This is a genomic window from Streptococcus sp. 27098_8_99 (assembly GCF_041431935.1).
Classification (GTDB): Bacteria; Bacillota; Bacilli; order Lactobacillales; family Streptococcaceae; genus Streptococcus; species Streptococcus parasanguinis_D.
The window spans coordinates 66,523-80,188 of the sequence record NZ_JAPVYQ010000005.1 but is presented as its reverse complement, the minus strand read 5'-3'; the positions used below and the strand labels follow the sequence as shown (position 1 = coordinate 80,188).

General features: G+C 33.8%; 13 protein-coding genes. 4 read left to right on the top strand and 9 right to left on the bottom strand.

Annotated elements, in window-relative coordinates:
- Nucleotides 1-288 precede the first annotated feature (288 nt).
- From O3605_RS04235 to O3605_RS04210, 6 genes are all read right to left on the bottom strand, one after another.
- A complete protein-coding gene (locus O3605_RS04235; RefSeq protein ID WP_371585314.1) occupies nt 289-2,382 on the bottom strand; it encodes a heavy metal translocating P-type ATPase in 2,094 nt (697 codons plus the stop codon).
- 19 nt (nt 2,383-2,401) lie between these two features.
- Nucleotides 2,402-2,851, bottom strand: coding sequence for a CopY/TcrY family copper transport repressor (locus O3605_RS04230; protein ID WP_371585312.1), 450 nt, complete (start codon nt 2,849-2,851; stop codon nt 2,402-2,404).
- A gap of 499 nt (nt 2,852-3,350) precedes the next feature.
- Nucleotides 3,351-4,535 carry an abortive infection system toxin AbiGii family protein gene (locus O3605_RS04225; protein WP_371585310.1) on the bottom strand — a complete coding sequence of 395 codons (1,185 nt, stop codon included), beginning with the start codon at nt 4,533-4,535 and terminating at the stop codon, nt 3,351-3,353.
- Nucleotides 4,536-5,423, bottom strand: coding sequence for an abortive phage resistance protein AbiGI (gene abiGI, locus O3605_RS04220; RefSeq protein WP_371585309.1), 888 nt, complete (start codon nt 5,421-5,423; stop codon nt 4,536-4,538).
- A 103-nt stretch (nt 5,424-5,526) separates the two neighbouring features.
- Nucleotides 5,527-6,651 (bottom strand): hypothetical protein, encoded by a 1,125-nt coding sequence (locus O3605_RS04215; protein WP_371585308.1) that lies wholly within the window; start codon nt 6,649-6,651, stop codon nt 5,527-5,529.
- Between the two features lie 329 nt (nt 6,652-6,980).
- Complete coding sequence (locus O3605_RS04210; protein ID WP_371585307.1) at nt 6,981-7,934, bottom strand: helix-turn-helix transcriptional regulator; 954 nt, start codon at nt 7,932-7,934, stop codon at nt 6,981-6,983.
- Nucleotides 7,935-8,127: 193 nt separating this feature from the next.
- Here O3605_RS04210 and O3605_RS04205 point away from each other — a divergent pair, with 193 nt between their 5' ends.
- The 3 genes from O3605_RS04205 to O3605_RS04195 all read left to right on the top strand — a co-directional run bounded on the left by O3605_RS04205 (nt 8,128) and on the right by O3605_RS04195 (nt 10,349).
- On the top strand, nt 8,128-8,748 hold the full coding sequence (locus O3605_RS04205; protein ID WP_371585306.1) for a 3'-5' exonuclease: 621 nt from the start codon (nt 8,128-8,130) through the stop codon (nt 8,746-8,748).
- A gap of 108 nt (nt 8,749-8,856) precedes the next feature.
- Entirely contained in the window at nt 8,857-9,546 is a 690-nt protein-coding gene (locus O3605_RS04200) for a hypothetical protein (RefSeq protein WP_023920118.1), read from the top strand.
- Nucleotides 9,543-10,349: an Nmad3 family putative nucleotide modification protein gene (locus tag O3605_RS04195; RefSeq protein ID WP_371585305.1), complete on the top strand. Its 807-nt coding sequence runs from the start codon at nt 9,543-9,545 to the stop codon at nt 10,347-10,349. The genes O3605_RS04200 and O3605_RS04195 overlap by 4 nt, the downstream gene beginning before the upstream one ends.
- A gap of 167 nt (nt 10,350-10,516) precedes the next feature.
- On the opposite strand, the gene O3605_RS04190 is transcribed toward O3605_RS04195, so the two are convergent.
- From O3605_RS04190 to O3605_RS04180, 3 genes are all read right to left on the bottom strand, one after another.
- Nucleotides 10,517-11,152 carry an SdpI family protein gene (locus O3605_RS04190; RefSeq protein ID WP_371585304.1) on the bottom strand — a complete coding sequence of 212 codons (636 nt, stop codon included), beginning with the start codon at nt 11,150-11,152 and terminating at the stop codon, nt 10,517-10,519.
- Nucleotides 11,139-11,420, bottom strand: coding sequence for an autorepressor SdpR family transcription factor (locus tag O3605_RS04185; RefSeq protein WP_371495647.1), 282 nt, complete (start codon nt 11,418-11,420; stop codon nt 11,139-11,141). Before O3605_RS04185 ends, O3605_RS04190 begins: the two co-directional genes overlap by 14 nt.
- A 494-nt stretch (nt 11,421-11,914) precedes the next feature.
- Complete coding sequence (locus O3605_RS04180) at nt 11,915-12,517, bottom strand: hypothetical protein (protein WP_049486045.1); 603 nt, start codon at nt 12,515-12,517, stop codon at nt 11,915-11,917.
- A 211-nt stretch (nt 12,518-12,728) separates the two neighbouring features.
- Here O3605_RS04180 and O3605_RS04175 point away from each other — a divergent pair, with 211 nt between their 5' ends.
- Nucleotides 12,729-13,646 (top strand): helix-turn-helix domain-containing protein, encoded by a 918-nt coding sequence (locus O3605_RS04175; RefSeq protein WP_003015436.1) that lies wholly within the window; start codon nt 12,729-12,731, stop codon nt 13,644-13,646.
- The last annotated feature ends 20 nt before the right edge of the window (nt 13,647-13,666 follow it).

Here is a 13,666-nt window from a genome sequence, read left to right as displayed (position 1 = left end):
TACAATATAATCAAATGCTCATGGAGGTGTCTTTTTATGGTTAAAAAACGTGTGGAGACGGTGGTATTATTGTCAAGAAAATAGAATAACAAGCTATAAAACTGTCGAAATAGGTGGCTTTTAGGATTTTAAAAGAAATCAGTTCTATAATAAATTAAAAATCGTGTTGGTAGAAAAATCGTCTACTTCTACCAACACGATTTCACAAAGAGCCAGTACTTACATCTCTTTTTCTCCTGTAAAACTATTGTATCTTGATACTTTAAGGAGTTTCAATCATTCGATCTGTTAACCGTTATTTTTTGGATCTAAACTTAATAACATAGCATTAATGGCGACGATGACTGTTGACACAGACATTAGGATTGCTCCTAATGCAGGGCTTAATGTGATACCAATAGGAGCCAAAATTCCTGCAGCTAGAGGGATAGCTATAAAGTTATAACCAGCTCCCCAAAATAGGTTTTGTTTCATTTTACGAGTTGTTTTGTGTGCTAAATCAATGAATGATCCAATATCTCCTGGATCGGATTGAGTCAATATGACATCAGCTGAATCCAACGCAACTTGAGTTCCAGCACCTATAGCTATACCAACATCTGCTAAGGCAAGAGAAGGAGCATCATTTACACCATCACCTACCATGATAACTTTCTTTCCTTCATCTTTAAGTGTTTTAACTAACTCATATTTGTCTTGTGGAGATTGATTTGATCTATATTCAATCCCTAAATCTGCTGCCGCGCCTTGAGCCGCTTTTTCATTATCACCTGTTGCCATAATTGGTCGAATATTGTTCTTTTTAAGAGCTTTAATTAACTCTTTACTTGTTGGTTTTAATTCGTCCCCTAAAGCTACAGCACCAATGGCATCATCGTTTTCTACTAAGACACTAAGTGTTGCTCCTTTTGGAGTATCCATATCAAGATTACGTCCATAGGCTTTTTGACTGATTAATTGGTAACGGTGCCCACCTGCTTTACCCTCTACTCCAGAACCGGAAATCACATCAATCGAATCAAAAGATGCTGGACGTATATTTTGCTGCTCGGCGAAACTTACAATTGATTGAGCAATTGGGTGGCTAGATCCTCCTTCAATACCTGCCAATAAGGCAATGATTTCCTCTTTTGTATATTTGTCATTAAGAAGTTTTACATCTAATACTTTAAATTCACCAGTTGTTAAAGTACCCGTTTTATCTAAAATCATCACATCTGCATCTTGAGCTATTTCTAAGGCTTGGCGGTCTTTTACTAGTAAGCCACGGCTAGCTCCTAAGCTTGTGCTACGGGCGGTTACCAATGGAATAGCCAGACCCAATGCGTGCGGACAAGCAATAACTAATGTAGTAATAGTAAATATAACTGCCGTTGGGATATCTCCAATAATCATCCACACTACAAAAGCAATTAGCGCGACAATAACAGCAATATAGAAGAGCCACCCTGCAACCTTTTGCGCAATATTTTCTGCCCTGGAAGGCTGACTTTGAGCTTGGCTGATTAAATTCTGTACTTGAGAGATAAAGGATTGATCACCTGTCTCAAGCACTTTAATATAAAGAACCCCTTCTCCATTTGTTGAGCCCCCGATTACTTCATCGCCAGGGCCTTTTTTTACTGCTTTTGACTCCCCAGTTAGAAGAGCTTCATTTAAACGTGATTCGCCACGCTCGATAATCCCGTCTGCTGGCACATTTTCTCCGGCTTGAACACGAATTAAATCACCTACCTGTAAGTCAGCAACTGGTCGTGTTTCAATTGAATCGTCTTCTAGTACAACGTGAGCATCTTTCGGCACTAACTTAGCCAATGCTGCTTGTGCGTCTCCTGCTTCTCCAATAGCTTTCATCTCAATCCAGTGACCTAATAGCATGATTAATAGTAATGAAGCAAATTCAAAGAAAAAGTCCATCACGTGTTCACCCGTTACGTAGGTAATGATCACAGCATAAATACTGTATAAATATGAAACACTTATACCTAAAGAAACGAGTGCCATCATTCCAGGTTTTTTTTGTTTAAATTCGTCAACTGCACCTTGATAGAATGGACGTCCGCCATAAATAATTAATATAGTAGATAAAATAGCTACTACAATATCAGAATATGGAAAAGTAAACTGGAATGGTAGTTTAAATCCATGCAAAGGGGAAAAGAACATAATAATGATTCCTAGTGGCAATGACTTTAAGAAAAGTTCCTTAAAGCTTCCGTGATGATGGTGGTCATGCCCACTGTGTCCGCTGTGATTATGCCCACTGTGCACGCTGTGATCATGTCCACTGTGCCCGCTGTGATTATGCCCACTGTGCTCGCTGTGATCATGCCCACAGTGCCCGCAGTGATTATGGGACGAATATTTGTTGTCATTATTCATTTTAAATTCCTCCTTATGCTTAATGATGATGTAAATGACATTCGCATTGTCCTTCTGAACAAGTGCAATCCACTTCTTCTACTGCGAAAGATTTTTTCATCTCTAATATTTTTTCTAGTCGATCTATATCATCGAAGCTTAAAACATGATCTTCAATGATGCTTCCTATTACATTTCCGACTTTCTTATTGCAAATACGGTTAAAAATATCTTCTGCATAATCCCTTACGGCTTCTGTCTCTTCAATATTGGCAGTGTAAATAAACTTTCTACCTTCATGCTCTGTATTTAGTACGCCTTTTCCAACTAATCGACCTAAGATCGTTTTGATAGTGGATTGTGTCCAGTCCATTTTTTCTTGCAATACGGAAATGACTTTTTTACTAGTTACTCGATCATTTGCCCAAACTACACGCATGACTTCCCATTCTGCATCTGTGATATAAGTATTAAGTTCTATTGTACTCATTTTCCTTTCCTCCTCATTGTTTACAAATGTAAACAAATATGTTCAAAATAAGTTTACCATTGTAAACGAATTATGTCAAGTCTTTTTATTAAATTCTCACTTTTTGGGGTCAGTCCCTTAAAACATGCTATTTTTATCATTGATAAATATTAATAGCTAACTTTCCGAAAAATAACTATTTTTTATACAAAAAAGACATCCAAGAGAAAATTCTTGAATGTCTGTAAACGTTGATAGTATCGTATTGATTAACGTTTTGAGAATTGTGATGCTTTACGAGCTTTTTTCAAGCCTGGTTTGACAAGGTTAAATCTCATACAGTTAAAGAATAACTTTATATCAACTTTCAATAGCTAATTTCTGCGCTATTATTTCATAAAATTTAAATAAGTTTCATTAAAAAAGGGAAATTTACATTTCTGTTTGTTATAGATAATTAAAATGATTTCAACCGTATCAGACTATATAAAATAATCCATTATTACACGCTGGTTACATTTTAAGAGAAGTGGATTCTTTCAATTTCAATTGCAGTTTTAGTCAACTCAAATAATAAGTTGTCAATTTCTTTTGTTTCATCTTCACTTATTGAATCAGGGTAGTATCTTATATAATATCTGCTATTAGGAGGTAGATTAAATATAACTCTCACTTCTTCATTCTCAGTTATTATTTTTTCAAAATTCATTCGAGGATAAACTTTGTACTCCATTATTTTGATATTTGTACCAAACAACTCTAGTGATAATTCATTATGAAGAACCACACCTAGTTCTTTATCTTTTTCTAAATAAGGGTTACTAAAATCAAATTTTTCTTTTTCAAATAGAAAACTAACTTGATCATTATTTCCAATGGAGACCATTCTGTTATTTACAAAAGATTCAAATAGTATTTGAGTATAATAAATGTCATCCTTCTCTAATTCATGGGGAAAATTAAACTTAATTCCAAAATATTCTTGTAGTTTTCTTAACGCATTTAAGAATTCGTTGTTTTTTTCAAATACATTTGTTTGATGTTTTTCTGGAAGAAAAACTTTACCAAATATAGTTACACCTTCTTTATTAAAAGAACTAATATACCCAAAATTATCGAAATATTGATCTACAGTTTCAATGATATCATAATTTAAGTTCACAGTAAGTTCCATTACACTTGAACTTTCATTAATCAGCATTTCTACTTTGAAAAGACTGTTCTTATCTGAAACTATTTTTAATACATCAAGACTTGGATATGGAATCCTTTTAATAGGGACCTCAACTTCATTTCCTCCCACTTTAATTTTCAAAGAAGGTAATTCAGGAAATTCTTCTGTTGAAGCAATAAATTGATTAAGAATCTTATCACCACCTATATGAATAATGGTTGGAGGATCATTTTGTAATTCTTCATCTAATTTAAAACATTTTTGTGTTCGGTACATAGCTTCAAGTAATTCTTCGATACTTTTAATTTCTATACCTTCAAATATTAATGGAAACTTTATTCTTATTTGAAAGCTATTTTTTTCTTTATTACTTTTAGGCCGTAAAACGTATATATCTTTGCTGCCCTCAAGTAATTCATATGAATAACCTTCGGGGGCATTTTCGTTTAAATGCTTTCTTAAAGCACTTGGAGCCTTAATTTTCCTAGAATCACTTTTTGAAAAGACTGATTGAAATTTTGAATTAATCATTTACCAATCCTCCTTTAATTCATCAAAAACCATTATTTTAGAGATTAAAATATCTTTTTCTTGTAAAGAAAGTCTCCTCCCCTTCTTTTTTCTTCTAATAAAGTTAATTAATCTATCCCTATTCTGAACACTATCTACAAATATATATCTTATATCCTCAACTTCAAATTTCAAAACTCCTTCTTTTGTATTCAGAATACTATCAGTATAAATATGGCTCAGTTCTTCTGCTTTTTTATCATTCTCATCAACAAGCATTAAAGGTAGTTCGGCTTGATTAATATTTGGGATATATCTCCACTCATGTTCATCTTGAAAATTTTTCTTAACCTTTATTGTCTTGTTATTATGATCTTTACGTTTCATCACTCCACAATATGGTTTAATTATTCTAATATATTCAAAAATAAAATTTGTTAAAACACTAACATCAACATTTTCACTTGTTTCATAAGAATATTGGTCAATCAGAAAATTCATTGTACTACTTAGGTCTTTCACATTAATTGAATTCTCGTTTAAATAATGGATAGGTTGAATACCTTTCTTTATACCAAATTCTTTGTGAAATGCTATTGAAAACTTCCCATAGCCCAAATCATTAGGATCCAAAGGGTTACCCTCAGCATGATAACTAATTTGGTGTAACGGTATATCACAAAAACATGTCATAGGGATATACCATTCAGTTAAAGGTTCTGAGTTATATTTTAGATCTAAATATTCGACTTCCTCTGGATAATATCTCGGACAAATATACATATTAAGTAGAATATTCTCTAAATAAGAATACTCCCTCATAAAATTAAAAAGTGCATTAGCAGTAATTTTTGATAGTTCATTTTTACTTTTATGGATACCTGCTGCATGTAGAATATTTTTGGTCATAATAATCTCCTAGTAAATTGAATTTCTTTTTTCAATGGATAGAACATCTTATTTTTGTTAAAAATTTATGACATCCTTAACTTTCCAAAAAATATTTAAACAATTACAAATTGTTATCTTTTTGATACTTTCCTAAAGTGGTTTCAACCAGATCCTTGAATTCATTATCACTTAGTCTTAAATTGTTTTTACAAAAATTTCTTCCAAAATAACCACTTTGTCCATTATATTCTTTTTTTCTAACAGTTATAAAATAATCTTCATGTAAATCATACAGGATATTATCTATTTCTTCTGACGTTAAACCCAGATCATATTTTAAAACCTTTGATAGAGATGGTAACCAGAACGTATTAAATCTTCTAAAAATAAAAATAGGTTTATTTTTAGAAGTTAGTATATGATTGACTACTCGCCAAATAATAATTCTTGCACTTAACAAGCTGACCTTCGAATCGGAATTGACCAGTTGATTTGTAAAATTTCCTTCTCCTCGAGGGCCACTAATATAATTTGGATTCTGACTTCTAAAAGGAAATGCTTCAATATTAGCTATTTTCTTCGATATTATTTCTAAGTACTCCCATTCATCAACATCAAGCGTTTGTATCAGTTTTTTTAGAGATCCTTTCTTGTCTAAAGACTCCATTAAAAAATGTGGTAAATAATGACTTAAATAATAACCATTTTCTTTCAACTTACTTTTTCTTACGATTTTTAACTCATTATAGAGAATACTACTAGTATCCTCAACATCCACAATATGCTTCTTCAAATATTGATCATCCTTCAATAAATTCTCATCCGAATCAATAATTTTTAGAGAATCATCTTTGGTTTCTAATTCTCTTGCATTTTTGTAATATGTGAGAATACCACTTGATCGATTTGTTTTGACCTTTGCAATATTAGGATTAACTAAACAAAGAAAGAGTGTTGCTTCATCAATATTTCCTCTTATATGATTTGGAATACCATATCTAATACTCTTTTCAGTACTATTGGGCAAATTTTCCTCAATATTTAACCAAGAAAATGTAGTACTGTCATTTTTCAAAGACTTAAAAAAATTTTCAATTAGCAGATCTACATTTTTGTCAACCCACGGACTATATATCTGAAATAGTTTAGAAGAACTCTCAATTACACCCAATTTCCCAATGTACGTATTAGCTAATTTACATAAACTCTTTTTTTCACTGTAAAGTTGTTCTCTTGCTGTTCTCATTTGTAACTTACGTCTATTCCTCACATTTTTTATCCTCTTTCTATTGATCATTATAACACTAAATATTAGCAAATTACGTATCTTTTAAAAAATTCATGAAGCCATTGTAACCATTTCCATCATACTATTTTTAAAACTTTCCGAAAAACAAGTGTTTTCCTGAAAATTTTGAATTTGAAACGATGAACAAACAAAAACAACCGGAAAAGAAACAGTTCCCAACTAGTTCTTCTCTGGTTGTTTTTTTATAAATCATACATAAAATAAACTTTCTTAAAAGGAGAATCGGATAACTCTTTGAAAAAAACTAATATATATTAATGATTAGTTCACTTTCTATACTGATCTAACATATTGTTGATTGTTTGTTTTAAATCATCTACTAATTTTTGAGGTTTAGTGATCACCAAACTATCTCCCTGACTTAGTAGCCACCTTTTCAGACCTGGAGTATATTGCGTTTCAATCTCCATAACTGTCTGATTTTCTTCTTGACTTACAATTTTTGTATTGGGAAATTGATCCAGAACAATAGAGGGATCATTATTAAACTTGAGCCTGATTTTTATGAGAGATCCTGAAAATGCATCAACTTTCATGTTTCTCACATCTCCATCCCGAAACTTATTGCGATGGGGTATATTTGGTTTCTTACTATCGCTTAATTTCCATCTTTTGATACGATCAATTTTAAACGTTGTATATGTTTCGTGCTTAAGGTGATATGCAACTAAATAGAAATAGTGAAAATCATAATACATTGAGACTGGGAAAACGATGTGCTTTTTTACAACATCCGTATAGGGACTTTTATATTCTAATTCAATTACTTGTTCATAAATAATCTTTTCTGAGAGCTCCCATGTTTTAACTATACGATCTTGCTTGTCAGAGATTGGCTCGTAATTTAATTTTTCGCTAGCTATAACTGATTCGATTAATTTTTTATCATCTATTGAGAGTGTGTTTAATAAACTATTTATCACTCTATTAAATTCATTTTTATTTAATGCTCTGTTTTCCAACAATATTTTAGATATAAACAGTACTTCTTGCTTTTCTATAGTTGATGGTCGATCTATTGAATATTTTTTTATATCTCTATTGTAAACAAGATTACCTAAAATACTTGAATGAACAGACACAAAATATCTCAAAAATGATAAATCTCTTTGTATTGTTCGTTCATTAACTTCAAATTCATCTGCTAGAGATTTCTTTTGTAATTTCTCTCCAAAAAACAAACGTAAAAATATATTAAGAATTCTTCCTTGATCATTCATATTGATTACCCCACATATTAAAAATTATAACATACTAACAAACCTTACAAAATTTGTTTTTTACAATCTTGACAATTAAAAAGGACAACTATTGTCTATCTGATCTGATATAATTAACACATAGTGAGTTTCTCACTAATGCTTTTAGAAAAAATTTAATTAATATTTTACCTTTACTTAAGGAGTTTGGATCATGAAAGAAATGCAAATTGTTTATCAAGGACAACATCAATCTTTTGAATCTTTATCATATATTGTATTCGATATAGAAACAACCGGATTAAAAGCTACTAAAGATGAGCTTATTCAAATTAGCGCCGTAAAAATTGAAAAGGGAGAGAAAATTGATAGTTTCAATGAGTATATTACTCCTTCTCAACCTCTCAGTGATTTTATAAAAAAAATTACCAATATTACAGATGAAGATATAATGAATTCAAAATCATTACCAGAAGTACTACAAGACTTTTTAGATTTTGTTCAAGATAGTGTACTTATTGCTCACAATATAACTTTTGAGATGAAGTTTCTTCAAGAAAAACTAAAAAATTGTCATTACCTGCCATTAGAAAATACTTATATCGATTCTCTGGAACTCGCTTGCCGTATTTATCCAGATAGAAAAAGATATGGGATTGTGTCACTGATCCAAGATTTTTTGAACAGTGAAGACTATAGTTGCCAAGGTTGTTTGGCCAATGTAAACGCGCTTTGCAAACTGTTTCCTATCATGTTAAACGAAACCCTAGCCAAATATAATTTTAAAGAAATTGAACAACTAAATGATTTACCCGTAAAAAATCTATCTATATAAAAAATGTAATTCTAGAGTTTTTTATCTTTTGTCTTTGAAAAATTCCCTACATTGACAATACTTGCACTAGGTAAATTATAGATTTTATTTAGGAGAAAATAGATTATTATGAAAAAACAAACTATTGTTTATTGTTATAGGATGACCCATGATTATGGTATAAATCCTTGTGTTTTTACTGAAAATTATGATAAAACACCTCAGCTTCTAAGTGAAGGTGGTTGTATGCAGCAGTTAAGAAGAAACATTAAGAAGAACTGGGCCGATAAAATTAATAATAATGAAGTGGATGCATACATAATGGCGATAGCTGGCCATTCGAAAGATGGTCAACAGTGGAAAGATGACCAAGGCACCTTTATTACCCCCAAATACAATCATTTAATTTTTGTGGCTAAAATTAGTGAAATTATGACTATGGGAGAATATTTAAGATCTCCAAAGTCAGAAAATCGGCGGGATTCGTATACTTATCAATGGATGATTGAGCATGATGGATTGCATAATACTCATTTTATGAATGAGGTGGTTATTCTCGCAGACCGTTTTAGCTATTTTGGAAAATCTCCTCTTGAAATACCTAAGGAAATCCTTTCCTTTTTTCCTATGGGAAGCCGAGCTAGACTAAATGGCAAACCATTTCCGCGATGGAATGCAAAAAATGGTTTTTATAATTCAAATGATCGATTTATGGATACTCTAGAGTTAGCAAATTTTGCTGAGAATTTACTAGGATCACAAAACAAAATTATTGATTTACCATACCATCCATTCTACATAAAAGGAAATAAACTATGAAAATTATTTTATCTAGAAAAGGGTTTGATTCATCTAATGGAGGAATTCCAAGCCCAATCTTACCTGACGGAACCTTATTATCATTACCAATACCTGGGAAGTTTGATAACTTATCTTTTGATGACTTAAACTATAACGGGGTTAGTTTCTCAAATATTTTAAGACAATTGAGAGGAACTGAAGATAAGACTAATCATTATAACTGCCATCTTGACCCTGATATAAGAGAAGGTCTGAGAAATGTGCCTGTCTCTGACTGGAAACCTGCATTTGGACAGATTAATAGTTCGCAAGGTTTACTACGAAACCAAAATGTTGCGGTTGGGGATCTTTTCCTATTTTTTGGTTGGTTTAGACAAACCGAAGGAGATATTCAGAATGGAACACTACATTTTAAAAAAGGTTCACCTGATTTAAATACTATTTATGGTTATTTGCAAATTGGTGATCTAACAAATAATCAAGATATATTGAAAAAAAGTTATTCTTTTCATCCTCACTCTAACAATCATCTGATCAATGCTAAATCAAATATGTTGTATATGCCCAGTGATAAATTAGCATTTTCATCTAATTATAAAGGTTATGGAACATTTGATTTTGATGAGAAGAGGGTATTAACCATGAGAGGAAAAAGCCGGAGTGTTTGGAAAGAAATCCCTGCATTAAGGCCTGAAAATCTATGTGGTAATCATAGAAATTCTGCTAAAAACGAGGGAATACAATATTCTGGAATATGGCAGGAAAAAGTATTAGTGGAGAACAAAATCTCAACTAATTGGGCAAAAAGTCTATTTTCGTAATTGGAAGGCAAATTAATGCATATTCTAGACATTCCAGCAAGAGGAAACATCTACCAAACTGTTGACCTGAATTGCTATCGGCATAAGAGCGTATTCTTATGAAAACAAGCAAAAACAACCGGAAAAGAATCAGTTACCAACTAGTTTTTCTCTGGTTGTTTTTTATACTAACGATTTTTCCGACTTAATTGATATGAGTACACCATAGGGATAACCACAATGGCGAGGATGACCAGCACCAGTACATAAGAAAGCGCGAATTGAAGGCCTGCTTCCAGTAGGAGGATCAAACCTCCGAGGACCCACAACTTCCCTGCCAAGCGATGGGTTTTGTGCCAGTTATCTTCACTCTGCAAGGTCCAAGGCAGACGGATTCCAACCGTGTGATTCACTTTCAACTTAGGCATGTAATTGCCCATGATCACAAAGATAAGACCCAGCAACACCGAAACAAAAACAGATGGATTGGTAGTAGAACCTAGCGCTTTGCTATAGATGAGATAGGAGGTACTTAAGGAAACGATTGGGGTCAACCAGTAAATCGCTCTGATCATTTTTTCATTCATAGCGCTATTCTTAGGATCACGTCCGATCATAAAGATCACAAACAGATGCACCATGAGATCGAAAATAGGAAGACCAAACACAACCAGGGGTTTCGATTGGAAGTTATTGGCCTGGCCAGCAAAATTGAAGTGAATCGGGATTTGGTTAGGCAATTGCGACCAAATCATCAGCCCCCAAAGCATGGGGAAAAGGATCACCATAGAAGTCAATAGCAATAGTTTTTTATTCGTTTTCATCAGTAGAGTCTCCTTTCAAATCAACGAGCCAGACCATTAAATCCTCCAAGACAGAAGTATTGAGTTCATAGTAGATAAAATTCTTCTCTTTTTCCTCTCGAATTAAATCTGCCTGCTTGAGGAGGCTTAAATGATGAGAAATGGTCGCTCCTGCTACATAAAAGTGGCCAGCGATATCTCCCGCAGATAATTTCCCCGCCTTTAGCAGTTCTAAGATACTTCTTCTTATCGGATTCGATAAAGCTTTAAATGTTTGCGCAAAATTCATTCTCTATCTCCTCTATTCTATTTAGAAATCTTTCTAAATAGATTGTATATCTGGAATATGGTTTTGTCAACTCTATTTAGAAAAAAATCTAAATAGTTTCTGTTGTAAAAAAATATCAGACCTAAGACCGATTCTTATAAACAGCGTCTTTTCTTAAGTTTTCTTTAAGAAATCAGCCTTATAATAAAACCATCAAATGAAGACCTCCTAACTTTGTTTGATAGAAAATCCTAAACTTTTTCATAATAATCTCCCTATAAGAGCCACCAAAACCGGTGGCTTTTTCTACGTACCTTTACGAGCATCAGCGAGTTTAGGTACGTTGACGCAGTTCGAACGATAGTGAGAACTACGATCCTTAATACGTTAGTGAACTTGAGTACATGGATGCCGTGCGGAACTACTTTTTACAGGACAACAAAATAATCTCCACGAGAGCTCTGATTTTCGATCATGACTCTTGGGAGGTTTTTTCATCTTTTATCTTTTTGACATCACATATCTTTGTGGATGCGATAAGTATTGTAAGCAGTGACTACATTAGCAACGGCACTGACCCTTGAGCTACGTGCGATATCGGCTTGTAGGGCATTGGCCTCCTCTTGCAGATTCACTTGCGTTTCTTGGAATTGTTGCATTTCAAGCAGATTGTAGGCTTCAGGCAAGGTAGAGGCACGGCCTTCTGCGATTAAGTTATATAGTCGGAAGAGGTCGTGGTAATTATAAAATTTTTGTGGGAAACCTTGCATCCCTTGTTGGTAGGCTGGTTGGCTGATTTCCTGGTTATAAAGGGCCTGGGCATTGGCAAGAGCCTGCTTGGCTGGGGCTACAAATACAAAATATTTGATCGCAATCAACCCACCCATCAATCCGAGCATCAGTAGAAAACCGTGCATCAGGTGACTTTGTTCTAAGAGAAAAATCGTAAAGGCAAAAAGAAGATTGAGGGCCAGTGTGACCGTGATTGGCCCATTGAGTCTCTTCGCTGCTTTATTTAATCGGTTTTGTTGGCGCTGAACTTCATCCCAAGCAACTGCTGCAGGGGCTGTTAGCACGCGCTTTTCATCTAATAGCTGTAAAATTTCTTGTGTCGTCATTGTAAATCTCCTTTTGTTATAAGCGTATCTTCTAGAATTGACCTTATTTTATCAAAAATCTCTCCCTAAAAAAGGGCCATGTAAACTATAGTTTCATTTTTCTTAAAAATCGAATAATTTCTAGTTTTTTTGTTAAAAATTAAACTCTGAGTTTAATTCCATCCCTTTTTGAGGTATACTAATGGTATGCTAATTGAAAGGAAGCCCCCCTATGTCCTCATCTTCTCCATTTGGTCCAACATTTCGTAAGATTCGTGAAGCACGCGGTCTTTCTCTAAAAGAAGTCGCTGCAGACATTGTCTCTCCTCAGTTCCTCAGCCAATTTGAGCGTTCTCAAAAAGGAGTAACCATCGAGACATTCTCTCGCCTCTTGCTGTCTATGGGGGTGGATTGGGACACCTTTTTGTCCCATTATCCTGGCTTAACCATTCAAAATTTCAGTCCTATTTTGATGAAACACATCAATCAAGAAAACATGGATTTTCTGTCCATTATTGAGCGCTTAAAGCACGAAAAATCGCCTGTTGCAGAGGAGAACAAAGAGCTCTGGCAACTCTATTTGCGCTCGCTTGAAATCAATGTCAATAACGCGATGGGAAAAGAAATCCACCTGGAAGACGCACCTGTCTCGATTCAACGAATCGCTCAAGAAGTGCCGTTTGCCTATCAAAATGAAATTGAGCAAGACTTCACCATTGCCCTTTTATCTGTCTTGCCCTATGAAGTCGTCGCTAAGATTCGAAAGGAATCCTTGGAACTTTTTGAAAGCAGTTATTCTGCCTACTCTGCCAATGCATTGGCCTCTTTGCTGTTAAATCTAGCCAACTATCTTATTAAAAAAGAACTCTACTTAGAAGCTCTGAATTTTCTTCAATCGATTAACCAGCTTCGCAAGCGCAAACCGATTTTAAACACCAGTATTTCCATGCAGTTAGAATTTATGCAGGTCTATGCCCTCCTTGGCTTAAATGACAAGGAAGGGGTTTATCGTGCCAAGCAGGTCCTAAAAGCCCTGGAAGGTTTGATTGCACTCGAAAATTTCGGAAGCCCACTTGTTCAAATCAAAACAAAATTCATGTTGCGAGTCAACGAACTCAACAAAACCGGCATTGATTTCTTCAGCGAATAAAGACGTCTCAGACTTTAGAC